Genomic DNA, 25,174 nt, shown 5'->3' with positions numbered 1-25,174 from the left:
AGCTCAGGGGAAGGTCTTCAGCGCGTAGTCGATCATGTTGACCAGATAGGAGCCGCCGGCGGCGTTGTGTCCGGGTTCGATGAAATGGCCGGGCTCCGGCTTGTTGCGACGACCGTTGACCACGGCCGCGACGCGCGGGGCCGGCTCGTTCTGGAACCAGGTGAAGATCGGTCCGCCCGAATGACCGCTTTCAAGGTCAAAGGTGTGGACCATGTTGGAGGCCTTGATCACTGCGCCGTTCGGAAGCCGGAAGTCCGTCGTCTTGGGCTCGATGATCACCGGGTTGCTGTCCGGCCCCTGCCAGGTGGGGCGGCCATAGGTAAGAGGCAGCGGAACCTGATCATCCAGTCTCGGGTATCCGACGTGGCTCCACATGGCCTTGCCGTTCCACTCCTTGTTCCAGCCCGTGAAGCCGAACCAGCCCACGGCCTTGCCGACGGGCTCGGCCAGGATCAGGACAGCCAGATCCAGGGGGCGCGCATTAACCGGTCCCCCGGTGTGGGCGTCCACCACCCCCACAGGCGCGAACGGCGACGGCAGATAGGGCATGGCGGTCACCACCTTGGCCACCGGGATGTCCCCGAAGGGCGTCACCGGCCCCTGGCCGTCCTGATAGCCGGGCGCGAAGAACATCGGCTTGTTGTGCGCGTCGTATCGCAGATCCGGCGCCTTGGGATTCGGGCTGATATCGATCCACGGCACCGCGTGGGATGCCGTCAGGACATGCCGTGGACCGACCAGAACGCCGGTCGCGTGGTCATTATCCCCCGGGATTCGCGAGCGGCCGATGGCGGCCCACGGGAAGCGCCGGTCAGTCAGGAAGCGGCGGTTGTCGGGTCCGACGTTCCCTTCCCAGTTCACGTGTTTGAGGCCGTCTCCGAGGCTGGGCGTCTTGCTGACCGGCGCGTTCGGCGGAACATAACCGGGGCGCAGGACCACCTCGGCCTGGATGCCCATCTCCGGCGTCCAAAGGATGGTGGCGTCGTCGTCCAACCGGGTTTCAATGCTGTCTGTCATCTTTCCCTCCCTGATGCAGGCCTGCATCAAGGGTTGAGAGAACGATGTTCAACAACCCACGGAATCTGACGGCGCTCGATCAGGGCTTGTCGCGGATCGTGCGGCCCACGGGCGCGAGGGCCAGCTTGGCCAGTTCCAGGTCCTTGAGGGCGAACGGGATGCCGATGATGGTGATGAACTCGGCCACCGCGATCAGCAGGTGCGACAGGGCGATGTACCAGCCCGCCACCAGGAACCAGATCACGTTCAGCACCACGCCGAGGCCGCCGGCGACGGGGTTCACGTTGTCCTGCCAGACCACTTCGCGGCCGAACGGCCAGAAGCTGTAGCTGGCCATCCGCCAGGCGGCGAAGGTCCACGGCAGACCAACGATGGTCAGGGCCAGGATCGCGCCACCGAACAGCCAGAGCAGACCGGACAGCCAGCCGCCGAAGATGAACCAGAGGATGTTGAGGAGCAGACGGATCATACCCTCAACATAGGCCAACGGCCCGCCGGGAACAGCGGGCCGCGCGTGAATTCGGGGTAACCCGGTGGATGGCTAGTGCGGCTTCTCGGTCCAGCGGGCCTTGGCCTCGTCCTTCGTCACATTCAGGTGGACGTGCTCGTCGACATGGTCGACCCAGCTGACCGGGATCATGTGGTGTTTGAAGCCGCCGGCGAGGTCCAGCTTGGCCAGTTCGATCTGGTCGCCGACGACGTGATCGACACGACCGACATGCTCACCGTCGGACCCGACCACTTCTAGGTGTTCGCGGATTTGCGAGGCGTCTACCATGGGAATCTCCTCAGACTGTGGGGTCTGGGAAACCACCCGATAGGCATCGGGTTGCATCACGGAGGTCGTCATGGGCGAGGTCGTGAACCTGAACCGGGTCCGCAAGGACCGGGCGAAGGCCGAGGCGAAAACCGCCGCCGCCGCCAATCGCGCCGCCCACGGGCGCTCGAAGGCGGACAAGACCAAGGCGGAAAAGGAACGGACGCGCGCCGAACGGCTTCTGGACGGATCCAAGCTGGAGGATTGAGATGGGCGGCTATGCCCCGCACACCCGCGCCGGCCTGATCGCCCTGATCGCCATGCGCCGGGTCACGGCCGAGAAGATCCGGCGCGAAAAGCTGGCGGCGGCCAAGACCCCTGCCGAGGCCGCGCCCCTGGTCGAGGCTGACCGGCGCCAGAAGAAGGCGGGCTGGTTCCGCCGTTAGATTTTCTTAGGCGCCCGGATCAGCAGCGCCTGTCCCGACAGCACCAGCAGCAGGCCGGCCAGGGCGGTCCAGCCGAAGCGTGCGCCCTCGAAGGTGACCGACACCAGCATGGCGATGGGCGGGGTCAGGGCCGAGATGTAGCTGGCCATGGCGTAGCCGAGGGTGCGGGCGATGGTGAAGTACAGGCCGAAGGCGATCACCGAACCGAACAGCGACAGGTAAAGCAGCGAGCCGATGTAGGTCGGGTTCAGATCGATGCTGAACTTCACCCCCGTCGCCAGGCCGAAGAGCACCAGCAGGCCAGTGCCGTAGGCCATGGCCCAGGCGGTCGAGGGAATGGCCGCCGAGCCGTGCTGCTGCCCCTTCCACGCGAAGAAATTGCCGAAGGCCGAGGCCGTGGTGGCGACCAGGGCCAACCCGACCCCAACCGCCGCCCCGTGGTCGAAGCCGGCGCCCAGCACCTCTCCACCCGACAGCACCGCCACCCCGATGAGACCCAGGACCGCCCCGCCCCACGAGGCCGCGGCGGCCTTCTGGCGGGCGATCAGGCGGAACAGCACCAGGTTGATGAAGGTCAGGGAGGCGAAGGTCACCGCCACGATGGCCGAGGCGACATGGGTCTCGGCGGCATAGGTGAAGCTGTAGCTGACCGAGAAGGCGAACGCCCCCTGCCCCAGCGCGGCCAGGTGTTGGGCGTGGGTCAGCTTCAGGTTCTGGCGGAAGATCAGGCAGCCGACGAACAGCACCGCCGAGGCCAGGCCGAAACGCCACACGATCGAGGCTAGCAGCGCGGTCGATCCCATCTGCAGGGTGATGGCGTACCAGGTCGTGCCCCAGATCATCGCGCAGATGATGACCCCGCCGATCCCCAGCAGGGTGGTCCGGGACAGGCGCGGACGCGAGACGGGGGCTTCAGTCGGAGCGGTCATGACTTGCAGATGAACCCCGCCGGGGTTCGGGCACAAGCCGGGTTATCGGCGATCCGACATAAGGCCTGCTTGTCCGTGCCGACGCGGGCTCAGGCGCGCAGCTTCAGCGCCTGCCGCGCCTCGGCCGGGACAGCGTGATAGGCGCCCGCCGGGCGGATATTCAGCCCTGCGCGGGCCTCGTCCAGCGGGCGGGCGAACAGGATCTCGTAATCCAGCCCCGGCAGCCAGCGCGCGGCGCGGCCGTTGCGGTACGCCTGCCAGACGGCGCGGCGGGCCGGAATGGAGCGGTTCTCGCGCTGGATCTCGCGCGCCGCGCCCCAGCCGATGAAGGCGAAGCCGAGGTTGTGGGTCTGGGCGTAGGAGAAGGCCACCACGCAGGCCTCGCCAAGCGCGTCGGTCTCATAGCCCGTCAGCACGTGCCAGATGTCGTGCACGTCGCGCAGGCGGCGCGAGTACCAGATGACCGGATGCTCGGCGTCGGCCAGGGGCGCGACCTTGCGCGCCTCGTCGGCCAGCCCCTCGGCGGTGAAGCCCCGCGCCTCGCGAAATTCCCGGTAGGCGGCGCCGACGGTGCCGGGGCCGAAGCGGGCCAGCCACTGGGGATCGTCGAGCCGGTGCGCCAATTCCTCGCGCAGGAAGGCCTGGCGGCCGCCCTCCATGGTCTTGAGCATGCGGTTGTAGCCGCGTCCGATCGAGCCGCCGGAGAGGGCGCGCATGATCTCGAACACCTGGGCGGTGTCCTCCTTGTCGCGGATCAGGCGGCGGAAGGCCCGCAGGGCCGTCAGCGGCTCCAGCCGTTGCGGCTTGAATTCATCGAAGTCGGCGGCGGCGGTCATGGCGCGTTCCGGTGAAGAGCGGCGGCACCATACCGCGATCCGGGCCCCGGGTGAACGGCGATAAGCAACCCCGAAGTCCCGAATGTGTTAAGCTTGCTGACTTTGGACGGAGAATTTCCATGCGCCGCGCCCTGCTCGCCCTGCCCCTGGCTCTTGTCGCCCTGGCCGCCTGTTCCACCACCTCCGGCGGCGGCGGGACCACGACGGTGGAGGTGAACGCCAGCTACCGGGAGCGCATCCTGCTGCCGCCGGGGCATGTGCTGACCGTCAGCGTCCAGGACGTCAGCCTGATGGATGCTCCGTCGGTGACGATGGCCGAGGTCCGCAAGCCGCTGGAAGGCCGGGGTCCGCCCTATGCGGTCAGTCTGCAGGTGCCGACCGCCCGCATCGACGCACGTCATACCTATGCGGTGCAGGCCCAGATCCGTGACCAGGCCGGCGCGCTGCGCTTCGTCACGGACACCCAGCACAGGGTCCTGACCAATGGCGCGCCCAACAACGTCGATGTGGTGATGGTCGCCGTCCGCTGATCCGAACGACGGAGCCGCCGCTTCGGGTTGATCGGCGGCGGCTTCACCTTAGAGATGGCGCGATCCGGCCCTGCCGCCGCCCCCGGACCCCGCCATGCTCAAGAAGCGCTCCATCTCCCTGTCCGGCCACGCCACCTCAGTGGCGCTGGAGGCCGAATTCTGGACCGTGCTGGACAGCGTCGGCGCGACGCTGGGACTGTCGCACGCGGGCCTGATGAAGCGGATCGACGAGACCCGCGGACGCACGCCGCTGGCCTCGGCCTGCCGCCTGCTGGCCCTGGCCTGGGCGGGCGGCGACCGATCTTTCGCCGGTCAGGTTTCGACCGATTGACAACCGCCATGGCGAGCGCATCGTCGGTTCTTCTTCAAGGAGCCCCGATGTGGCTGTCCAGTTCGACAAAAACCTGCTGCCGCCCGCCATCTTCGGGGGTCTGATCGCCATCGGACTGATCGGCGCGGGAGCCTTCATCGGCTCCGGCGTGGTCAACGCCCAGGTCGGCAACCGGCAGGTCACCGTGCGCGGCGTGGCCGAGCGGAACGTGGTCGCCGACCTCGCCGTCCTGACCCTCAGCTTCAAGGCCGCCAACGACGACCTGCCGACCGCCCAGGCCCAGATCGACCGCGATCTGGCGGTGGTGCGCACCTTCCTGCGGACCCAGGGCTATCCGGACACGGCCGTCTCCATCGGCCGCATGCAGGTCACCGACACCAAGGCGCGCGAGTACGGATCGTCCGAGAACCTGGTCCGCTACATCGTCTCCCAGAGCGTGACGGTGCGGACCAACGACGTGCAGCGGGTGGCGACCACCGAACGGGCGTTGAACGATCTGGTGCGCCAGGGCGTGCAGCTGGACTTCGCCGCGCCGAACTACGTCTTCACCAAGCTGAACGACGTGCGGCCCTCGATGATCGCCGAAGCCACCGCCTCGGCCCGGTCGGGCGCCGAACAGTTCGCCAAGGATTCCGGCGCGCCGCTGGGGCCGATCCGGCAGGCGACCCAGGGTTCGTTCGAAATTCTGGCCCGCGAGGACATCGACACGGAATCGACTTCGCTGGACAAGCGGGTGCGCGTCGTCGCGACGGTGACCTACCAGTTGCGCTGATCAACCGACCGGCGCGGGCGCGGGCTGGGGAGACGGCACCGACGGCGGTTCGACTGGCGGCGGGGCCGGCAGGTCCGGCAGTCTCGGCGCGTCGGGCAGCGTCGGACGCGGCACATCAACATTGATCTCGACGTCGGGCCTCGTGGGCGCCTCGACGCCCCCGCCCCGCGTCAGCAAGACGACGCCGATGATGATCACCACCACGACCAGACCGCCGACGAGGAAGCCGATGAAGCCGGCGCCGCTGCTGGTGTTCTCGGCCATGCGCCGATCCTTCCCTGATTGGCCCTGTCCGGGAAGAAACGAGGGCGTGGCCGTCGCGGTTCCGGGCGCGCCCGTTCGCGACGGCTGACAAGCGGCTCCGGTCTCCTTATGTTCTCCCGGTTCCCATGACCGATTCCGCTCCCCCCCGCATTTCCGACCTCGCCCGCGCGCACGGCCCCGGCGGCCTCGCGCCCTCGGCCGCGCCCGACTATCTGAAGGGGCTGAATCCCGAGCAGCGCGACGCGGTGGAGACCACCGAAGGGCCGGTGCTGGTTCTGGCCGGCGCGGGCACGGGCAAGACGCGGGTGCTGACCACCCGGCTGGCGCACATCCTGGCCACGGGCCGGGCCAAGCCGTGGGAACTGCTGGTCGTCACCTTCACGAACAAGGCCGCGCGCGAGATGCGCGAGCGGATCACCCACCTGATCGGGCCTTCGGCCGAGGGCCTGCGTTGGCTGGGCACCTTCCACTCGGTCGCGGCCCAGATCCTGCGCCGGCACGCCGAGCTGGTGGGGCTGAAATCGACCTTCACCATCCTGGACACCGACGATCAGGAGCGGGTGTGCAAACAGCTGCTCGAGGCGGCCAACCTCGACACCAAGCGCTGGACGCCCAAGTCGCTGAACAACCTGATCGACCACTGGAAGAACCGCGGCTGGACGCCGGACAAGCTGCCGCCCAGCGAAGACTTCGCCAACGGCAAGGGCCATGCCCTGTACGCCGCCTATCAGGCCCGGCTGGCGTCGCTGAACGCCTGCGACTTCGGCGACCTGCTGCTGCACAACCTCACGATCCTGTCCAAGCACGCGGATATCGCTGAGGAATATCGCCGCCGCTTCCGCTACATCCTGGTCGATGAATACCAGGACACCAACGTGGCCCAGTATCTGTGGCTGCGCCTGCTGACCTCTTCGACCGGCAACGTCTGCTGCGTCGGCGACGACGACCAGTCGATCTACGGCTGGCGGGGCGCGGAGGTGGACAACATCCTGCGCTTCGAGCGGGACTTCCCCGGCGCCAAGGTCATCCGGCTGGAGCGCAACTATCGCTCGACCCACCACATCCTCGGCGCCGCCTCGGGCCTGATCGCCGCCAACCGCAGCCGTCTGGGCAAGACCCTGTGGACCGAGGACAAGACCGGCGACAAGGTCCGGGTGCGCGGCGTCTGGGACGGCGAGGCCGAGGCCCGGCTGATCGCCGACGAGATCGAGACCGCCCGCAAGCAGGGCATCGCCTACAAGGACATGGCGGTGCTGGTGCGCGCCTCGTTCCAGATGCGGGCGTTCGAAGAACGCTTCGTCATGCTGGCCGTGCCCTACACCGTCATCGGCGGGCCGCGCTTCTTCGAACGGGCCGAGATCCGCGACGCCCACGCCTATCTGCGCCTGATCCTGAGCGAGGACGACGATCTGGCCTTCGAGCGGATCGTCAATGTGCCCAAGCGCGGACTGGGCGACACCAGCGTGCAGAAGGTGCTGCAGATCGCGCGCGAGAACGGCGTCCCGGCCCTGACGGCGGTGCGCGCCCTGATCGGTTCGGACGAGCTTCAGGCGCGCACGCGCACGGCCTTCTCCAACTTCATCCGCGACATCGACCGCTGGCGCGCCCTGGCCCAGACCACCAGCCACTGGGAGCTGACCGAGGCCGTTCTGGAAGAGAGCGGCTACACCGACATGCAGAAGGCTGATCGGGCGACCGGGCAGACGCGGCTCGACAACCTCAAAGAGCTGACGCAGTCGATGCAGCAGTTCGACGGTCTGACCGCCTATCTCGAGCACGTCTCGCTGGTCATGGACCTGGACCGGGGCGAAGCTGCGGACTCGGTGCAGATCATGACCCTTCACGGAGCCAAGGGGCTGGAGTTCCCGCTGGTCTTCCTGCCCGGCTGGGAGGAAGGCGTCTTCCCCAGCCAGCGCAGCATCGACGAGAAGGGCGAGAAGGGCCTCGAGGAGGAGCGCCGTCTGGCCTATGTCGGCGTCACCCGCGCCAAGTCCGACGCCCGTATCTCGTTCGCCGCCAACCGGCTGGTCTACGGCCGCTGGACCTCGCAGCTGCCCAGCCGCTTCGTCGACGAACTGCCCATCGACCACGTCGATCCGCAGTCGGACACCGGCTACTACGGCGCCTCGGGCGGGATGAAGGAAGCCAAGTCCCGCTGGGACGAGATGCCGACCTTCGGCAGCGGCTATTCCTCGCCCGGCTGGAAGCGGGCTCAGTCGTTCACGGCCGCGCGCGCGCCGGCGGCCAGGCCCGCCCGCCACACCCTGATCGAGGGCGACGGCCGGCTGGTCGCCACCGCCGATCCGAAGGCCGGGTCAGGCTGGAGCAAGGGCGACCGCGTCTTCCACCAGAAGTTCGGCTACGGCGCCGTCATCGGGATCGAGGGCAACAAACTGCTGGTCGCCTTCGAGAAGGCGGGCGAGAAGAAGGTGATCGACACGTTCGTGGAGAAGGCTTGATGCGCCGCAGGGGGTTGCTGACGACCGTTGTCGCCTTCGCCACCCTGTTGTTGTCCGCACCCGCCGCCATGGCGGCCTGCGAGCGCTATCCCACAGTGGCGGAAGCAGTCACCGAGGCCGACTATGTCTTCGTCGCCCAGGTCACAGCCGGGCGGATGGACCTGTCGACCGCCGAGCCCGGAGAGTTCGACGGCGTCGAGTACACCGTGCGGTCGCTGAGAGCCTTCAAGGGCGACCCGCCGGACGACTTGCTGCTGTACAGCGAGAACAGCAGCGGGCGGTTTCCGATGGCGATCACCGGTTGGTATCTGCTCTTCGTCAATGCCCCCTACGCCCAAGGCTTCGCCACGCCGCCCCGTGTCGAACGAGCCGTCAGCATCTGCGGTCCCTCCTTCGCCCTGAACACGGTCCCCCTGGCGCTTCAATCGCCCCCGACGGACCTGAGTTTCGACCAGTTGATGGCCTTCGCGCCGCCGATCACCGCCCTTGTCGAGCGCGCCGAGGGTTGCACGCATTTCGCGGGCGAGGAGCCCTATGACGAGGCGCGCCGGGCCCAGATCGAGGACGCGCTCACCGATCTGCGCTGCGAGACCCTGGAGCAGGAAGTCGCCGGAACGCGGGCGCGGTTCGACGGCGCGCCTGAGGCGCAGGCGCGGCTGGACAGAGCGATGCAGGGCGACACGGCCACGCCATGATCACCCGCCGCACGGTCCTCGCAGCCTCGGCCGCCGTCGCGGCGACCCCCGCCCTGCCCGTGCTTTCAGCCACCCCGCCCACCGGCTTCGTGCAGCGCGAGGGAACCCAGCTGACCCTCGACGGCAAGCCCTATCGCTTCGTCGGCGCCAACCTCTGGTACGCGGCCTGGATCGGGCATGAGGACCGGCTGGCGCGGGAGTTGGATGCGCTGGCGTCGGACGGGGTGACCAACCTGCGCATCGCCGCCTCGGCCGAGCTGTCGCCGCTGAAGAACTCGGTGCGCCCGGCCTTTCATGACCAGGACGGCCGGTATGACGAGGCTCTGCTGACCGGGCTGGATCACGCCCTGGCCGGGATCGGCGCGCGCGGCATGAAGGCGGTGCTCTACCTGACCAATTTCTGGGAATGGTCAGGCGGGATGGCGGCCTATCTGCAGTGGACCAACGGCGGCCATTACGTCGACGCCAACGACCCGGCCCATCCGTGGCCCGAGTTCCCGGACTTCGTCTCCGGATTCTACCGCAGCCCCGAGGCCGTCGCCCGCTACCACGCTCATGTCCGCCGCATTGTCGGGCGGGTGAACACGGTGACCGGCATGCCCTATGCCGAGGACCCGGCCATCATGGCCTGGCAACTGGCCAACGAGCCGCGCCCCGGTGGAAGCGGCGCCGTCGTCGACGGCGTTCTGCCCGACTTCCAAGACTGGATCGTCTCGAGCGCGCGCCTGATCAAGACGCTGACGCCGAACCATCTGGTCTCCACCGGAAGCGAAGGGCTGATGGGATCGATGGAGCGGCCCGGCCTGGTGCTGTCATCCCAGGCGGACGACGCCGTCGACTACCACACCGCCCATGTCTGGCCCGCCAATTGGAACTGGCTGGACCGCGCCGACATGGCCGGCACCCACGCCCGCGCCCTGTCGCTGGCTTCGGACTACGTCGCCCGCCACGTCGAGTTGGCGACACAGGCCGGCAAGCCGCTGGTGGTCGAGGAGTTCGGCTATCCGCGCAACGGCGACGTCTATGGCCTGGATGTCTCGACCGGCATGCGCGACGACCTCTACGCCATGATCCAGGACGCGGTGATCGCCAGCGCGCGCAAGGGCGGTCCCCTGGTCGGCTCCAACTTCTGGGCGTGGAACGGCCAGGGTCGCGCCCGACATCCCGATTTCCGCTTCCGGAGCGGCGACACCGCCTTCCTGGGCGATCCGCCGCACGAACCGCAGGGCTGGTACGGCGTGTTCGACGAAGACCGCTCGACCCGCCAGGTCATCCGCTCACGCGCCGCGGCGCTGGCCGGGATCTAGGGCTTGGCCCTCGCGCCGGCGGAGGGGACGACGACGACCGGCGGCGCTGCCGGGCACTCCATCCGCGCGCACAGCTGACGCCGCATCTCTTCCTGCATGATCGGCTGAAAGCGCTGCATCATCTCGCCGGACTGCCGGGACAGAACGACCGTCTTGGCCATCAACGAGCGACCGACCGGGCTTTCGTAGAAGGCGACCAACTGCTCGAGTTCCTCGAGCGTGAACGCCTCCGCATAGATCTCGATGTTCGCATCGACCATCTGCGGCAAGACGTTCCCAAACGCCTCCAGCACCGCTTCCCGCATGACCGGAATCTTGTCCTCCGGGAGCCGGCTGCTCTCCGTCATCGACACCATCATGGATTCCATCATGACGTTCATCAGCTTGTCGAATTGGATGGCCTCGAAATACCGCCGGACCAACGCGGCCTTGGCCTGCTGTTCGGCGCCCTGAGCGGCGGCCGGCGCTTGCGGAGCGGTCTGGGCGGCGACAGGCGCCGCGGCGCCGAAGAAGGCGACCGCCGCGAGGCAGGCGAGAGCGGATTTCGACATCATGGATCCCCCGTTGACCCGGTCTTCCTAGCCGGGCCGCTTGTGTGAGGGAACCAGCGTCTCCCACGTCCCGACCGCCATCAGCACCGCCGTCGAGGCGGCCGTCAGCAGCAACGGCGTCAACAGGGGCGCGGCCGCCGCCAGTCCGCCCAGCGCCGCCAGTCCGACCAGGCGCGAGCGCGGCCAGTGGCCCCAGACGGCGAAGATGGCCACGGCCGTGCCCGCCAGGAACAGGGCCGGACCGCCCACCAGCACCCAGATCGCCGCGGCTTCCATGTGCCCGGACGGATGCATCAGCACCATCTCGTCGCCGACGGCGGTGACCACGATGCCCGCCACGACCGGAAGCGGGGCATAGGTATAGGCGGCGCGGGCGATGGCGCCGGCGTTCTCGGCGCGCGCGATCACCTCCGACGCCGCGTCGTGCTTGGCGCTGAAGAACAGCCACCACATCGCGATCGTGCCGAGGAAGGCGCTGACGAAGGCCAGCACCGTCGTCGCGGTCCACGGCAGTTCGGCGAACGTGGCGCCGGTGATGATGATCGACTCGCCCAGACAGATGATGACGAACAGGCCCACCCGTTCGGCCAGGTGCGCGCCCTCGACGTTCCACTCGGTGGCCCGGCTGTGGCCCAGCCCGGGGCACCAGAAGGCGGTCATCGGCCCCAGGAACTCCAGCGACAGGGCCAGCAGCCAGAGCAGCAGCCGCGTCTGGCCGTCCGCCAGGCCGCCCGATATCCAGAGCACGCCGCCGACCGAGGCCCAGATCACGATGCGCTGGAAGTTCAGCTTCTGCACCGGCTCGCCGCGCACCGCCCACAGAGTGAACAGACCCCGGCCGATCTGCAGCGAGGCGAAGGCGATCGCGAAGACCAGCCCCTTCTCTCCGAAGGCCTCCGGCAGGGAGGTGGACAGCACCAGCCCCGCCCCCATCAGGCCGAACAGCATGACCCGCACCAGCGGGCGCTCGGGGTCCAGCCAGTTGGTGATCCAGCTGGTGTCGATCCACACCCACCAGACCGCGCCCAGCATGATCGCCGCCTGCAGGGCCCCCATCCATGTCAGATGGGCCAGCAGGGTGTGGCTGATCTGGGTGATGGCGAAGACGAAGACGAGGTCGAAGAACAGTTCGACGAAGCCGACGCGCGCATGGTGTCCATCACGGCGCCTGAGCAGCCCACCCGCCATTTTCCCAACCCTTCGTTAAGCCTGAGCGCCGACCCTGCATCGGTGCGCGAGTCCCGTCCAGAAACACTCTCGACCGATCCGGAACCCACCTGGTGGGAGATGGCGCTGTGCGTCGGGCTGATCGCCATGCTGACGGGCGCCCTGATCGGGCCGGTGTTCGCCCCGCTGCAGGAGGAGACGCCGCTGCTGCGCCTCGTCTGGCTGCCGGCCTATGCGGCCATCGCGGGCCTGATCCTGTATCGGCTGGACCGGGTCTGGCGCGCCTGGCCGGCGGCGCTGTGCCTGGCGATGCTGGTGGGGCTGTGCTTCGCCTCGAAATACTGGTCGATCGATTTTCACGTCACCAGCCGCCGGGTGATCGCCCTGGCCATCAGCGGGGTGTTCGCCCTCTATCTGGGGGCCGCCTTCCGCGGGCCGCACCTGCCGCGCCTGCTGATGCTGTCCTGCCTGATCATGGCGGTCGGCAGCCTGGTGATGGTCTTCGCCTTCCCGGCCATCGGGGTGCACCACGACGTCAACGCCGGCCTGTGGCGCGGCCTCTGGTACGAGAAGAACCAGATGGGCGCGGTCATGGTGATCGGCGCAACCGCCTCCGCCGCCTGCCTGGCCTCGCCCGATCCGCGCCGTCTCGCGCCCGCCGTCGCCCTGGCCCTGTCCAGCGGCCTGGTGCTGGCCACCCAGTCCAAGACCTCCCTGCTCTGCCTCGTGCTGGGCGTCGGGGTCGTGGCCGGTTTCTGGACCCTGCGCCGGGGCGGACCCGCCTTCGCCGTGGTCGCGATATGGAGCGCCGTGGTGCTGGGCGGGCTGGGGATCTGGATCTGGGACACCCATTCCGTCGCCGTACTGGAGGCGCTGGGCAAGGACCCGTCGTTGACCGGCCGGACCGACATCTGGTCCAGCCTGATGCGCCGCGTCGCCGAGCGGCCGTGGACCGGCTACGGCTACGGCGCGTTCTGGGGCCGGATGGGCGAATCGCCGCCCGCCGACTGGGTGCGCAAGGAGACAGGCTGGATCGTGCCCTCGGCGCACAACGGCTGGATCGACGTGCTGGTCCAGTTGGGCTGGCCGGGCGCGATCCTGGTCGGCGCCCAGCTGCTCATGACCTTCGTCATCACCCTATTCCGCAGCACCGTATCCGGCGTGCGCGAGGGCTGGTGGGCGCTGGGCTTCCTGGTCTCCTTCTTCATGCTCAGCCTGTCGGAATCGATCCTGCTGACGCATCAGAGCCTGCCGTTCGTCCTGTTCCTGGCCGTCATGACCCGCGCCATGCTGCCGTCGTCCACAGCCCAGGCGGCGCCGCTTGCTCCGAAGCCCCGTCGGGCCTACCAGACCGGTCCCCGAATCGCCGCACAATCGCTCAATGGCCAACTCCGCCGACCTCCTTTCGCTGTTCGATGACGAGCCGACGCAGCCGCGTCCGGCCGAACCCGCGCTCGCGCCTCAAGTGGCTCCCGCCCCGGCGCCCGAGGCCGTCGCGCCCGTGACGCCTCCGCCGCCTGCACCGAAGCCGGTCGACGCGCCCTCCCCGGCCGCCCTGAACGCCGCAGCGGCCACCGGTTATTCCGCCTCCTCGATCGAGGTGCTGGAAGGGCTGGAGCCCGTCCGCAAACGCCCGGGCATGTACATCGGCGGCACCGACGAGCGGGCCCTGCACCACCTGTTCGCCGAGGTGCTCGACAACGCGATGGACGAGGCCGTGGCCCGCCACGCCAAACAGATCAAGGTCGATCTGGACGCCGACGGCTTCCTGTCCGTGTTCGACGACGGGCGCGGCATTCCGGTCGACCCGCACCCCAAGCACCCGGGCAAGTCGGCGCTGGAAGTGGTGATGACCGTCCTGCACTCGGGCGGGAAATTCTCGGGCAAGGCCTATGAGACCTCCGGCGGCCTGCACGGCGTCGGCGTCTCGGTCGTCAACGCCCTGTCCGATCATCTGGATGTGACCGTCTGGCGCGACGGCTTCGAATGGAAGCAGTCCTTCAGCCGCGGCCTGCCGCAGGGCTCCATCGTCCAGGTCGGGCCTTCGAAGAAGAAGGGCACCCTGATCCGCTTCCACCCGGACGCGGAGATCTTCGGCGTCGGCGCGGCCTTCAAGCCCGCCCGCCTGTTCCGCATGGCCCGCTCCAAGGCCTATCTGTTCCGCGGCGTCGAGATCAAATGGACCTGCGCGCCCGAGCGGATCACGGACGCGACCCCGGCCAGCGCCACCCTGCACTTCCCCGGCGGCCTGGCTGACGCCCTGTCGGAACGGATCGGCGAGATCGAGACCGTCACCCCCGCCTTCGCCGGCCGGGTCGAGCGCAAGGGCGAGGCGGGCGCGGTGGAATGGGCCGTGACCTGGTCGCCGATCGGCTTCGGCGAGGCCGACGGCTTCGTCAGCTCCTACTGCAACACCGTCTCGACGCCGGACGGCGGCACGCACGAGGCCGGCTTCCGCGCCGCCCTGGTCAAGGGCCTGAAAGCCTATGGCGAGCTGACGGGCGAGAAGCGCGCGACGCTGATCACGGCGGAAGACGTGATCGCCAACGCCGGGGCCATGATCTCGGTCTTCATCCGCAATCCCGAGTTCCAGGGCCAGACCAAGGACCGCCTGTCGTCGCCGGAAGGCACGCGTCTGGTGGAACAACTGCTGCGCGACCCGCTGGACCACTGGCTGACCGAAAGCCCAAAACAGGCCAATAGTCTGCTGGGCTTCATCATCGAGCGGGCCGAGGACCGGCTGCGCCGCCGCAAGGACAAGGAAGTCCAGCGCGCCGCCGCGACCCGGAAACTTCGTCTGCCCGGCAAGCTGGCCGACTGCACCCGTCAGGCCGCCGAAGGGACCGAGTTGTTCATCGTCGAGGGCGACTCGGCCGGCGGCTCGGCCAAACAAGCGCGAGACCGCAACACCCAGGCCATCCTGCCCCTGCGCGGCAAGATCCTGAACGTCGCCTCGGCCACGATCGACAAGCTGCGCCAGAACGTCGAGCTGTCCGATCTGGCGCTGGCGCTGGGCGTCCAGCCGGGCAACCGGTTCAACATCGACGACCTGCGCTATGAGCGCATCGTCATCATGACCGACGCCGACGTGGACGGGGCGCACATCGCGGCGCTGCTGATCACCTTCTTCTACCGCGTCATGCCCGAGACCATCCGTCAGGGCCGGGTCTTCATGGCCCTGCCGCCGCTGTACCGGATTCAGGCGGGCGCCCTGTCCGAATACGCCCGCGACGACGCCCACCGCGACGAGCTTCTGGCCACCGTATTCAAGGGCAAGAAGACCGAGATCGGCCGGTTCAAGGGCCTGGGCGAGATGATGGCCTCCCAGCTCAAGGAGACCACCATGGACCCGCGCAAGCGGACCCTGGCGCGGGTCGAACTGCCCAGCGACGAGGCCGAGATCGAGGATCTGGTCGAGCGCCTGATGGGTAAGAAGGCCGAGGCCCGCTACCAGTTCATCCAGGACAACGCCCGCTTCGCGGTGGCCGACCTGGACGTCTGACGCCGTCTTCGGCGAAACCCCCGCCACGCTTTCGCCATCCGCCGTTGTCTGAATGCCCTCACAGGCGGCGACGGGGGCTTCGATGGCTTTGCACGTGATGGCGGCGGCGCTGGCGCTCGCGATGAGCCAGCCGGCCCCGGCCACCCCTCAGGATAACGCCGCCGAAACCGTGGCGGCGACCGCCGGCCAGAACGTCCACGCCCTGCTGGTCGACGAGATGCAGCGCCGGCGGATTCCGGGACTTCAGGTGGCGGTGGTTCAGCGCGGGCGCGTCGTCTTCAAAGGCGCGTGGGGCGTGGCCGATATCGAGACCGGCGCCCCCGTCACCGACCGGACCGTCTTCCCCTTCAACTCCATGACCAAGGTCTTCACCGGCGTCGCCTGCCTGCAGCTGGTGGAGGCCGGAAAACTGGACCTCTCAGCCCCGATCTCGACCTATCTGGACGACCTGCCCGAAGCCTGGCGCGGGATCACCGTCCATCAGCTGCTCAACCACACCTCCGGCCTGCCTGACATCGTCGATCCCCGCACGGGGGCGCTGATCGGCGACGGAAGCGAGGCGGACGCATGGGCGCAGGTCCAGGCCCTGCCGACAGCGGCCCGCCCCGGCGAACGATCCAGCTACAACCAGACCAACTATGTACTGCTCGGCCGGATCATCTCGCGCCTGGAGGGCCGCCCCTTCGTGGAGGTCTTCAAGGACCGGCAGTTCATTCCGGCGGACATGACAAGCGCCGGCTTCGGCGACCGACGCGACTGGGCGGAAGGCAAGGCCCGATCCTACCGCTTTGAAAGGCCCACCCGCACCAGTCCGGGCGATCTTGCTTCAGCGGACGTCGAGTTCACGCCCTTCATGCGCACCGCGGCAGGGGCGGAGGGCTCGGCGACGGACCTCGCGCGCTGGATCATCGCCCTGCAGCAGGGAAGACTGATCGACCGCACCGCATTGCCGACGTTGTGGACGCCGGCGACGCTGGCCGACGGCGAACGGACCGAGCGTGCCCTGGGATGGACTATCGAAGCCCGTGCCGCCAACCGATGGGTCGGACAATCCGGCGGCGACCGGGGCGCTTTCGCCATCTATCCGGACGACGATATCGCGGTCGTGATCCTGACCAATCTTTCCGGCGCGTCGCCCGAACAGCTTCTGGATGAAGTCGCCGCTGAGTTCGTCCCGGGTTTCAAGCTCCCCGGGGTCGTCCGTCTCAGGGCCGCGCTCCAGGCGAATGACTTCAAGGACGCGCCGGCGGTTCTCCAGAAGCTGCGCCAAGACGATCCCGAGCTTGTCTTTCCCCGGGGAGAGTTGAGCGGCTGGGGCTATCGTCTGCTGCGCAATGTCCAGGCCGAACAGGCCGTGGCCGTCTTCGGGCTGGCGGTCAGCCTGTATCCGGACAGCAGCGGGGCGGAAGAGAACCTGGCCTACGCGCTGGAGATCACCGGCGAGACACAGGCGGCGATCCAGCACTATCGCCGCGCGGTCGAGCTGGACCCGGCCAATGAAAACGCGAAGCGACGGCTGGCCCGCCTGGAAGCCGGCTGACCGCCGGATCAGCCGGCGGGCGCGGGCCTAGGCTCCAGCCCCGCCAGCTTCACCTTCAGCTGATGGCGCAGGAACAGCAGGGCCACTACGGCGTGGATCAGGGCCGAGGCCGCCGACATCCACCAGATGTGCTCCAGCTTCGCCCACGGTTGGGCCGAGATCCACACCGCGCCGGTGACGAAGACGACCAGCCGCAGCAGCCCGCCCGCCAGCGCCGGACGGGTGTCGCCCAGCGCCTGGAAGGTCCCGGACGCCGTGAAGATCAGGCCGGTGGCGATGAAGTTCAGCGACACGATGCGCAGATAGGTCGAGGCGACCTCGGCCACCGCCGGATCGGGGGTGAACGGCGCCACCAGCCAGCGCGCCTCGAACAGGCACAGCGCCGTCAGCACCGCCATCAGGGCCGAACTCATGACCGCAGCGTCGCGCACCGTGCGCCGCACTCGATCCGGCAAGCCCGCGCCGAAATTCTGGCCCGCGACCGGGGCCACGGCGAAGGACACGGCCATGGCCGGCAGGAAGACCGCCTGCATGACGCGCGAGCCGACCCCGAACCCGGCCTGGGCCTCGGCGCCGAAGTCGCGGATCAGGACATAGATCACGCTCATGGTCACGAACATCAGCAGGAACTCGACCGCCGACGGCAGGCCGATGCCGACGATGCGGCCGATGACGGCCTGATCGGGCCTGGCCAGCCGCAGCGGCGCCTGGATCAGGGTCTGGACCCGGCCGAACAGCCAGACGGCGGCGACGAAGCTGACCAGGGCGGCGATGGAGCTGGCCAGACCAGCCCCGAAGGCGCCCAGCGGCAGGCCCGAGCCCCAGCCCGCGATCAAGATGGGCGCGAGGATGGCGTTGAGCAGCACCGAGCCGCTCTGCACCAGCATGGTGGGTCGCACCACGCCCGCCGCGCGCAAGGCCGACGACAGGGCGCCCGTCGGGAACATCAGGGCCAGGGCGGGCAGGAAGCCGTACAGATAGGCCGTACCCTGCTCCGCCGTGCCGGGATCGGCGGCGACGGCCCGGATCGCCATGCCGCCGACGCCATAGCCGACCGCCAGCGTCAGCGCCGATAGGCCGAGCGACAGCAGCATGGACTGGCGATAGACGCCGTCGACCTTGGCGAAGTCCTTGGCGCCGATGGCGCGGGCGATCAGCGACAGGGCGCCGACGCCGACCATCTGGGCCGCCGCCATGGCCAGGAAGAAGACGATCCCCGCCAACCCCACGCCCGCCAGGGCGTCCGGGCCGATCCCGGCCACGAAGTACAGGTCCACCAGATAATAGAGGGTCTGGAACAGCAGGCCCATGCCGATGAAGGCGGCCATGCCGATCAGCTTGCGGCTGATGGAGCCCTGCGTGAGGTCGTGCTGCATCGTGATGCGTTCCGCGCCGCGCATGGTCCATCCATGCCGAACGGTGGCGTTTTACCCGGACAATAATGCGTCCGTCAATATTACCCGGAAACTATTCCGTCAGCAGGTCGAAGCAGCGCCGTAGCGGCTGACCTCTCCGTGAACGTGCTCGCCCATCAGGTGCAGCAGGGTCAGGCGGTCATACTCGCAGTCGGGCATGTCCGCCGCCTCGGCGTAACCCAGCGCCCTGGCGATCAGCGGCACGGTGTTGCTGTGGCCCACGATCAGGACGACCGCGTCGGCGGGCTGGGCGCGGACCCGGGCCACGACGGCGGCGACGTGGCCCTGTGTCCCGCCGTCCAGCGGCACGACGACCGGCGTCGCGCCGTGATGCGCCGCGGTCGGGGCGGCGGTCAGGGCGGTGCGCTGCAGAGGGGTGACCAGAATCAGATCCGGATGGGCGTCGACGAGCGCGGCGGCGAGCGCCCCGGCCCGCTCCGTTCCCGCCGCCGACAGCACCGGATCGGCGTTCTGGTCGGCCTTCTCGGCGTGGCGGACGATATAGACCGTCTGGGCCATGGCCGAGGTGGCGGTCAGCAGCGACAGCGCGGCGGCGAGCAGCAGGCGTTTCATGGTGTTCCCCCGTTTGTCGGGAGACTGCTCGCGGCCGAAGTTCCTGTCGAGATCTAGTGCTCGGCCCAGTCGCCGGCCGGTTCGATGAAGGCGCGCTTTCCGCTGACGTCGGCGTAGGTCATGCACAGGTCCTCGAACACCCGATTCCAGGCGAAGCGCTCGACCGCCCTCTGGCGGGCGGCGGCGCCCAGGGCCTCGATGTCGCGCGCGAACAGGGCCTCGATGGCCTGGGCGTAGACGCCGGGCTCGGCGGCCTTGGCCAGCTGACCGACCGAGTTGTCGACGGTTTCCTTGACCCCGCCGGCGTCGACCCCGACCACCGGACGGCCGCAGGCCATGGCCTCCAGCACGATCAGGCCGAAAGGCTCCTTGTCGTTGGCGTGCACGAAGGCGTCGCAGGAGGCGATGATCTTGGCCACCGCCTTGGGATTGGCCTCGTACGGCAGGGAGATGACCCGGTCCTCGGCGGGCAGCCCCTGCCCCGCGCCGACCAGCACGAGATGGTAGGGGTCGCCCAGCTTCTGGACCGCCTCGATCAGGACATCGATGTTCTTCTCGCGCGCCGGACGGCCCGCGAAGCACAGCAGGCGGGCCGAGGCCGGCAGGTTCAGCTTCTTCAGCAGCCAGTCGCGGTCGCGACGATCCGGGCGGAAGGTGTCGATCTCGACGCCCAGAGGCTGGATCACGATATCGCGGATGCCCGCCTCTTCCAGACGACGCGCGATGTAACGGCTGGGCGAGACGACGCGGTCGAACTGGCCGAACAGGCGGGCCCAGCGCTTCTCGACCGGCTTCTTGGCCCATTCGCCGAAGTGGAGCGCGGCCAGGCCGGCGGGGTCCGAGTGACAGAAACCGACGACCGGACAGCCGGCGCGCTGGCCGGCCTCCAGGGCGCCCTGCCCCGGCGTATAGGGATCGCCCGCCTCGATGAGCGAGGGGTTCAGCGACGCGACCCAGGCCGCCCAGCGGCGCACCGAGGTCGGCCAGCGGTAGCCGTCGCCGAACGGCAGTTTCGTCGCATGAAGTTGGATGATCCCGTCGTCGCCCGCCCTGTGGTGCGCGCCCGGCACGACCAGCGAGTGGGCGACGCCCGGGCGATTGGCCTCCAGCCAGGCCTTCTTGGACAGCAGGTAGCGCTTCACCCCGCCCGACTTGGGCGCGTACAGCATGGTGGTGTCGACGAAGCGCGGGCGCTCGTCCTCGCCCGCCAGCTTGGTGGCCTTGAGGGTGTCGGAGACTTCCTCGTCCCAGCCCGGGATCAGGCGCAATTCGCCCTCCTGGACCTCCAGACCCGCCAGACTCATCAGTTCCTGCTCCGCCGCGCTCACATTGGACGCACCAACGCGCTTGACCCGCTTCTGGATGCGGCGGGCCTTGCGGACCCGGGACATATGCGACTTCACCATGACGGGGCCGTAGCGCCGGTCGCGATCAAGCTCAAGCGCCGTCGTCAGAAGAGCGATCGTCCGCGGTCGGAACACCTCGTCTGGCGAGGGCTTCGCGCAACAGCACCTCGACCTGGGCGTTGACGGAACGCAACTCGGCGGCGGCCAATTTCTCGACCGCCGCCATCACGCCCGGGGACGTGCGCATCAGGAAGGGTTTCCTGGGCTTGCCCGCCATGATCAGCCGTAAAGCGTGCCAGTGTTGACCACGGGCTGCGCCTCGCGGTCGGCGCACAGCACCACCAGCAGGTTCGAGACCATGGCCGCCTTGCGGTCCTCGTCCAGGTCGACCACGCCGCGTTCGCCCAGGTCGGTCAGGGCGGCCTCGACCATGCCCACGGCGCCCTTCACGATCAGGCGGCGGGCGGCCAGGACGGCCTCGGCCTGCTGGCGTTTCAGCATGGCTCCGGCGATTTCCGGCGCATAGGCCAGGTGGGCCAGCCGCGCCTCGTCGATGGCGACCCCCGCCACCTTGACCCGTTCGACCAGTTCATCGCGCAGGCGGGCGGCCACGTCCTCGGCGTCCGAGCGCAGGGTCATTTCCGGCGCCGCATCCTCTTCGCCGTGGTCGTAGGCGTAGTGCGAGGTGATGTCGCGCAGGGCGGTGTCGACCTGGATGTTCACGAAGGCCTGATAGTCATCGACATCGAACAGCGCCTGGGCCGAATCCTCGACGCGCCAGACGACGTTGGCCGCGATCTCGATCGGGCTGCCGCGCTTGTCGTTCACCTTCAGCTTGTCGCTGGTCAGGTTGCGGACGCGCAGGCTGATCTTCTTGCGGCTGTACCAGGGCAGGACCCAGCGCAGGCCGGTCTTGCGGTCGGTGCCGCGATATTCGCCGAACAGCAGGATCGCCACGCCCTCGTTCGGCTGCAGCGAGTACAGGCCACAGAGCAGCAGCAGGCCGACAACGGCCGCCAGGACGCCGCTGACCACCAACGCGATATTGTCCGGGTCCAGCGCGATGCTCGCGGGCCCGCCGATCATCAACAGCAGGCCGATCAGCAACATCAGCACCCCGTTGGCGGTGGACGCGGGGCGTTCCGTGGACTTCGAATGGGTGGTGGTCATAGGCCCTCTCCTGAATCAATATGAAACTGATATCACTTTGATCTCAGAAATGGCAATAGCCCCGCTTCCGAAACGGCGGCCCGCCGAGGCTTCGGCCTTGCATTCGCCTCAAATTCGAGAAACTTGAGGCAGGCTGGCACGGTCCCTGTTAGAGGATCGCTGGCGTCTCTGGCGTGTCGTCCACAGGGGTTTCTCTCGAATGCGTATTCTACTCGCGACCGCGGTGGCGATCGCTCCCCTACTGGTGGCTTCGGGCGCCATGGCCGAGGTGGTGGTCTCCACCACGCGCACGACGCCGATCACCACGTCCACCGCCACGGGTACCGGGCCGGACACCATTCGCATCTCAAACGGCGGCACGATTCTTGTGACCAGCGGCGTCGGCGTTGCCGTTGATTCCAGCCACAACGTCACCATCGACACCGGCGGCCAGATTTCGCTTCTCAACTCGGCGAGCGGTTCGACCGGGCTGCTGGTGAACGGGGGCAATACGGCCAACATCACCCTCAGCGGCACCATCACCGTCAACGACGACATCACCAGCGAGACCGACACCGATACCGACAATGACGGCGACATCGACGGCCCCTGGGCCAACGGTTCGGACCGATATGGCATTCGGGTGGTCGGCGCCGCCCCCGTGGTCGGCAACATCCGCGTGGAAAGCGGCGGCAGGATCACGGTCGACGGCAACAACTCGGCAGGCATTTCAGTTGAGGCCCCGCTGACGGGCCACCTGGAATCCCTCGGCACGATCAACGTCGTCGGCAACAACAGCTATGGCATCCATACGACCGGCGCGGTCAGCGGCGATGTCGAGGTGACCGGCAGCATCAGCGTACGCGGCGAAAACTCGGTCGGCGTGGCGGTCGACGGCGCCGTTGGCGGGCGCGTAGCGATCAGCGGCACGATCACCGCCAGCGGTTTCCGCTACACCGGCACCATCCCCACTCGGCCGGAAGGCTATGTTGAAACGCCCGAGAACGACGACGACATCGTATTCCTGGACGAGTTGGACCCCGATGACCTGCTGGTTGGCGGGCCTGCCGTGCGGATCGGCGCCAACGTCGGAGCCGGGGTGATCCTGGACCGGGGGCCCGCCTATTCCGCCGCCGGCATCGAGGGCGACGACGACAACGACGGCGTCAAGAACGGAGACGAGGACGACGACGGCGACGGCGTCAAGAACCGCGACGACGCCGACCGCGACGGCGACGGCGTGCCCGACGCGAACGAAGGGACGGCGACCATCAACAGCTTCGGCTCGGCGCCGGGGATCCAGATCGGTTCCGCCACCCAATCGGTCAATCTGGGCGTCGCGGGCACGGGCGATTCGGCTTACGGCTTCATCAACCGCGGCCAGGTCACCGCCCAGGGCCTGTACAAGGGCTTCGACGCGACCGCCGTTGAGACCGGCGGCAACGCCGGCCAGACCGTCACCATCGCCGGCGGCATCCGCAACGAGGGCACCATCGCCGCCCTGGGCGTCGAAGCCGACGCCACCGCGATCCGCATCGGCCAGGGCACGACCACGCCGACGATCATCAATACCGGCAACATCACCGCGGCCGTGGCGGGCGAGGACACCCATTCGCAGGCCACGGGGATCCGGATCGAAGCCGGCGCCAACGTGACCAGCTTCGTCAACAGCGGCACCGTTTTGGCCTCGGCCGGCGGCGGGGTGTCGGACACCACCGCCCTGCTCGACCTGAGCGGCACGCTGACGTCGATCACCAACACCAAGTCCATCCAGTCCAACATCAGCCCCAATGAAGACGGCGACCCCATCACGGGCAAGAACGTCGCCATCGACGTGTCGGCCAACACCACCGGCGTCACCCTGATCCAGAACGGCGTGACCAGCACGCCGACAGCCTCCGACCCGGACACCGACGGCGACGGCGTCACCAACGCCAACGAGCCGGTCATCTTCGGCGACATCAAATTCGGCTCGGGCGCCGACCTGATGGACATCCGCAACGGCACGGTGATCGGCGACATGTCGTTCGGCGCCGGCGCCGACCGGTTGGACATCACCGGCGGAGCCGTGGTCCGCGGCGCGGTGCGTGACAGCGACGGCGCCCTGACCATCAACGTCACCAACGGCACCCTGGACGCCCGGCAGACGGGCATCCAGACGATCACCGACCTGAACGTCGGCGCCAACGGCGACCTGATCGTCACGGTGGATCCGGCCAACAACACCGGCGGCGGCTTCAACGTGACCGGCACGGCCAACCTGGCCACAGGCGCGGGCCTGGGCGTGCGCTTTGAGTCGTTGCTGACCGCCCCGAGCCGGTTCAACCTGATCGACGCCGGCACGTTGAACGTCGGCCAGCTGGACATGGCTTCGTTCGAGAAGAACTCGCCCTATCTGTATGTGGTTCAGGGCGGCGTGGACGCCGCCAATGGCGTCATCTTCGCCGACGTGCGCCAGCGCACCACCCAGGAAGCCGGCCTGATCTCGGTCGAGGCGTCCATGTACGACGCCTTCTACAGCTCGCTGAGCCGTGACACCGACATGCGCAACGCCTTCCTGGCCCAGCTGTCGCGCGACGACTTCATCAACCTGTACGAACAGCTGCTGCCCGATCACTCGGGCGGGCCGCTGGTGTCGCTGGCTTCCGGCGTCGATGCCGTGACCCGCGCCCTGACCGGCCGCAACGCCTCGGCCGCGCCGGGCGAGACCAGCGCCTGGGTGCAGGAGATCAACTTCTACGCCGACAAGGAAAAGACCGACTCCTACGGCTTCCGCTCGGAAGGCTTCGGCGTCGCCGGGGGCGTCGAGCGCGGCACGGGCCTGGGCGCGGTCGGCCTGTCGGTCGCCTTCACCTCGTCGGACCTCGAGGACCCCGAGTCCGAGGCCGAGGAGGTCCTGTCGGCCAACCTGCTGGAGTTGGGCCTCTACTGGCGCGCCCAAGGCCAGTACTGGACCACCTGGGCCCGCGCGGCCGCCGGCTATGCGACCTTCGAGTCCGAGCGCCGCTTCGTCGGCGCCGGCCTGAACCTGACCAACACCTCCGACTGGAACGGCCTGACGCTGTCCGCCGCCGGCGGCGCCTCCTATGAGCGCAGCTTCGGCCGCTTCAGCGTTCGTCCCGAAATCTACGCCGAGTACTTCTCGCTCAGCGAGGACGGCCACGTCGAGGATGGCGGCGGCGACGGCTTCGATCTCGAGATCGACGACCGCGACGGCCACCTGTTCTCGGCCACCGCCGCGATCAACATCGCCATGTCGATGGGCCAGAACAGCTGGCTGAAGCCGGAACTGCGCCTCGGCTGGCGTCAGAACATCTCGGTCGATCCGGGCGAAACCATCGCTCGCTTCCGCTCGGGCGGTCCGGACTTCACCCTGTCGCCGGACACCATCGAGGGCGGCGGCCCGATCGTCGGCTTCCGCCTGAACGTCGGCAACGAACTGGGCATGCTGTCGGTCAGCGCCGACGCCGAAATGCTCGACAACTACGTGCGCTACATGCTGTTCCTGCGGGCCAGCTTCCGGTTCTAGGATCGGTCAGGCGTCAAGATCGAAGGGCCGCCGGGGAACCGGCGGCCCTTTTCGATTCC

General features: G+C 68.4%; 25 protein-coding genes. 12 read left to right on the top strand and 13 right to left on the bottom strand.

The annotated features are described in order from the left end of the window. Positions 1–3: 3 nt before the first annotated feature. The 3 genes from AC1RRF_RS03845 to AC1RRF_RS03835 form a co-directional block, all read right to left on the bottom strand. Positions 4–1,017 carry a trypsin-like serine peptidase gene (locus tag AC1RRF_RS03845; RefSeq protein WP_492832971.1) on the bottom strand — a complete coding sequence of 338 codons (1,014 nt, stop codon included), beginning with the start codon at positions 1,015–1,017 and terminating at the stop codon, positions 4–6. Between the two features lie 79 nt (positions 1,018–1,096). After that, the gene (locus AC1RRF_RS03840) at positions 1,097–1,486 is read right to left on the bottom strand and encodes a YccF domain-containing protein (RefSeq protein WP_492832969.1); all 390 of its coding nucleotides are present in this window, start codon (positions 1,484–1,486) and stop codon (positions 1,097–1,099) included. Between the two features lie 72 nt (positions 1,487–1,558). Then, complete coding sequence (locus AC1RRF_RS03835) at positions 1,559–1,795, bottom strand: DUF2171 domain-containing protein (protein ID WP_141627090.1); 237 nt, start codon at positions 1,793–1,795, stop codon at positions 1,559–1,561. A 70-nt stretch (positions 1,796–1,865) separates the two neighbouring features. Here AC1RRF_RS03835 and AC1RRF_RS03830 point away from each other — a divergent pair, with 70 nt between their 5' ends. Both AC1RRF_RS03830 and AC1RRF_RS03825 read left to right on the top strand, forming a co-directional pair. Further along, positions 1,866–2,042 carry a DUF4169 family protein gene (locus AC1RRF_RS03830; RefSeq protein WP_492832967.1) on the top strand — a complete coding sequence of 59 codons (177 nt, stop codon included), beginning with the start codon at positions 1,866–1,868 and terminating at the stop codon, positions 2,040–2,042. Between the two features lies 1 nt (position 2,043). Then, positions 2,044–2,220 carry a hypothetical protein gene (locus AC1RRF_RS03825; RefSeq protein ID WP_492832966.1) on the top strand — a complete coding sequence of 59 codons (177 nt, stop codon included), beginning with the start codon at positions 2,044–2,046 and terminating at the stop codon, positions 2,218–2,220. Here AC1RRF_RS03825 and AC1RRF_RS03820 read toward each other — a convergent pair. Beyond that, on the bottom strand, positions 2,217–3,149 hold the full coding sequence (locus tag AC1RRF_RS03820; RefSeq protein ID WP_492832964.1) for a DMT family transporter: 933 nt from the start codon (positions 3,147–3,149) through the stop codon (positions 2,217–2,219). The genes AC1RRF_RS03825 and AC1RRF_RS03820 overlap by 4 nt on opposite strands. A gap of 89 nt (positions 3,150–3,238) precedes the next feature. After that, on the bottom strand, positions 3,239–3,985 hold the full coding sequence (locus AC1RRF_RS03815; protein ID WP_492832962.1) for a Coq4 family protein: 747 nt from the start codon (positions 3,983–3,985) through the stop codon (positions 3,239–3,241). A 119-nt stretch (positions 3,986–4,104) separates the two neighbouring features. On the opposite strand from AC1RRF_RS03815, the gene AC1RRF_RS03810 reads away from it, so the two are divergent. The 3 genes from AC1RRF_RS03810 (at position 4,105) to AC1RRF_RS03800 (ending at position 5,618) form a co-directional block, all read left to right on the top strand. Further along, positions 4,105–4,515: a YbaY family lipoprotein gene (locus AC1RRF_RS03810; RefSeq protein WP_492832960.1), complete on the top strand. Its 411-nt coding sequence runs from the start codon at positions 4,105–4,107 to the stop codon at positions 4,513–4,515. A 94-nt stretch (positions 4,516–4,609) separates the two neighbouring features. Further along, positions 4,610–4,846, top strand: a complete 237-nt coding sequence (locus tag AC1RRF_RS03805) for a ribbon-helix-helix domain-containing protein (protein ID WP_492832958.1) — start codon at positions 4,610–4,612, stop codon at positions 4,844–4,846. Between the two features lie 49 nt (positions 4,847–4,895). Next, a complete protein-coding gene (locus AC1RRF_RS03800) occupies positions 4,896–5,618 on the top strand; it encodes an SIMPL domain-containing protein (RefSeq protein ID WP_492832956.1) in 723 nt (240 codons plus the stop codon). Here AC1RRF_RS03800 and AC1RRF_RS03795 read toward each other — a convergent pair whose 3' ends face one another. Then, a complete protein-coding gene (locus AC1RRF_RS03795) occupies positions 5,619–5,882 on the bottom strand; it encodes a hypothetical protein (RefSeq protein WP_492832954.1) in 264 nt (87 codons plus the stop codon). Positions 5,883–6,007: 125 nt separating this feature from the next. Between AC1RRF_RS03795 and AC1RRF_RS03790 the strand changes: the two genes are divergently transcribed. Genes AC1RRF_RS03790 through AC1RRF_RS03780 form a run of 3 tightly spaced genes read left to right on the top strand, consistent with a single transcriptional unit; the run spans position 6,008 to position 10,343 of the window. Further along, positions 6,008–8,341, top strand: a complete 2,334-nt coding sequence (locus AC1RRF_RS03790; protein WP_492832953.1) for an ATP-dependent helicase — start codon at positions 6,008–6,010, stop codon at positions 8,339–8,341. Further along, entirely contained in the window at positions 8,341–9,036 is a 696-nt protein-coding gene (locus tag AC1RRF_RS03785) for a hypothetical protein (RefSeq protein ID WP_492832951.1), read from the top strand. The genes AC1RRF_RS03790 and AC1RRF_RS03785 overlap by 1 nt, the downstream gene beginning before the upstream one ends. After that, positions 9,033–10,343 carry a glycoside hydrolase 5 family protein gene (locus tag AC1RRF_RS03780; RefSeq protein WP_492832949.1) on the top strand — a complete coding sequence of 437 codons (1,311 nt, stop codon included), beginning with the start codon at positions 9,033–9,035 and terminating at the stop codon, positions 10,341–10,343. Before AC1RRF_RS03785 ends, AC1RRF_RS03780 begins: the two co-directional genes overlap by 4 nt. Here AC1RRF_RS03780 and AC1RRF_RS03775 read toward each other — a convergent pair. Both AC1RRF_RS03775 and AC1RRF_RS03770 read right to left on the bottom strand, forming a co-directional pair. Beyond that, complete coding sequence (locus AC1RRF_RS03775) at positions 10,340–10,894, bottom strand: DUF2059 domain-containing protein (protein ID WP_492832947.1); 555 nt, start codon at positions 10,892–10,894, stop codon at positions 10,340–10,342. The two genes, AC1RRF_RS03780 and AC1RRF_RS03775, sit on opposite strands and share 4 nt — an antisense overlap. A gap of 27 nt (positions 10,895–10,921) precedes the next feature. Then, positions 10,922–12,082 (bottom strand): low temperature requirement protein A, encoded by a 1,161-nt coding sequence (locus AC1RRF_RS03770; RefSeq protein ID WP_492832945.1) that lies wholly within the window; start codon positions 12,080–12,082, stop codon positions 10,922–10,924. A 99-nt stretch (positions 12,083–12,181) separates the two neighbouring features. Between AC1RRF_RS03770 and AC1RRF_RS03765 the strand changes: the two genes are divergently transcribed. The 3 genes from AC1RRF_RS03765 to AC1RRF_RS03755 all read left to right on the top strand — a co-directional run bounded on the left by AC1RRF_RS03765 (position 12,182) and on the right by AC1RRF_RS03755 (position 17,103). Beyond that, complete coding sequence (locus AC1RRF_RS03765) at positions 12,182–13,480, top strand: O-antigen ligase family protein (RefSeq protein ID WP_492832943.1); 1,299 nt, start codon at positions 12,182–12,184, stop codon at positions 13,478–13,480. Continuing rightward, positions 13,443–15,563 (top strand): DNA topoisomerase IV subunit B, encoded by a 2,121-nt coding sequence (locus tag AC1RRF_RS03760; protein WP_492832941.1) that lies wholly within the window; start codon positions 13,443–13,445, stop codon positions 15,561–15,563. The genes AC1RRF_RS03765 and AC1RRF_RS03760 overlap by 38 nt, the downstream gene beginning before the upstream one ends. An 82-nt stretch (positions 15,564–15,645) precedes the next feature. After that, the gene (locus tag AC1RRF_RS03755) at positions 15,646–17,103 is read left to right on the top strand and encodes a serine hydrolase (protein WP_492832939.1); all 1,458 of its coding nucleotides are present in this window, start codon (positions 15,646–15,648) and stop codon (positions 17,101–17,103) included. A gap of 8 nt (positions 17,104–17,111) precedes the next feature. Here AC1RRF_RS03755 and AC1RRF_RS03750 read toward each other — a convergent pair whose 3' ends face one another. The 5 genes from AC1RRF_RS03750 to AC1RRF_RS03730 form a co-directional block, all read right to left on the bottom strand. After that, positions 17,112–18,503: an MATE family efflux transporter gene (locus tag AC1RRF_RS03750; protein WP_492832937.1), complete on the bottom strand. Its 1,392-nt coding sequence runs from the start codon at positions 18,501–18,503 to the stop codon at positions 17,112–17,114. Between the two features lie 75 nt (positions 18,504–18,578). Then, positions 18,579–19,091, bottom strand: coding sequence for a histidine phosphatase family protein (locus tag AC1RRF_RS03745; protein WP_492832935.1), 513 nt, complete (start codon positions 19,089–19,091; stop codon positions 18,579–18,581). A gap of 53 nt (positions 19,092–19,144) precedes the next feature. Further along, positions 19,145–20,482, bottom strand: coding sequence for a glycosyltransferase (locus AC1RRF_RS03740; protein ID WP_492832933.1), 1,338 nt, complete (start codon positions 20,480–20,482; stop codon positions 19,145–19,147). A 46-nt stretch (positions 20,483–20,528) separates the two neighbouring features. Then, entirely contained in the window at positions 20,529–20,684 is a 156-nt protein-coding gene (locus AC1RRF_RS03735; RefSeq protein WP_492832931.1) for a type II toxin-antitoxin system antitoxin, read from the bottom strand. A 32-nt stretch (positions 20,685–20,716) separates the two neighbouring features. Beyond that, complete coding sequence (locus AC1RRF_RS03730) at positions 20,717–21,607, bottom strand: SPFH domain-containing protein (RefSeq protein ID WP_492832929.1); 891 nt, start codon at positions 21,605–21,607, stop codon at positions 20,717–20,719. 199 nt (positions 21,608–21,806) lie between these two features. Here AC1RRF_RS03730 and AC1RRF_RS03725 point away from each other — a divergent pair, with 199 nt between their 5' ends. Beyond that, the gene (locus AC1RRF_RS03725) at positions 21,807–25,115 is read left to right on the top strand and encodes an autotransporter outer membrane beta-barrel domain-containing protein (RefSeq protein WP_492832927.1); all 3,309 of its coding nucleotides are present in this window, start codon (positions 21,807–21,809) and stop codon (positions 25,113–25,115) included. The last annotated feature ends 59 nt before the right edge of the window (positions 25,116–25,174 follow it).

Source organism: Brevundimonas sp. GW821-FHT12C05, assembly GCF_058807475.1.
Note: the sequence above shows the minus strand (reverse complement) of the source record. Positions and strands in the feature narration are given on the sequence as shown.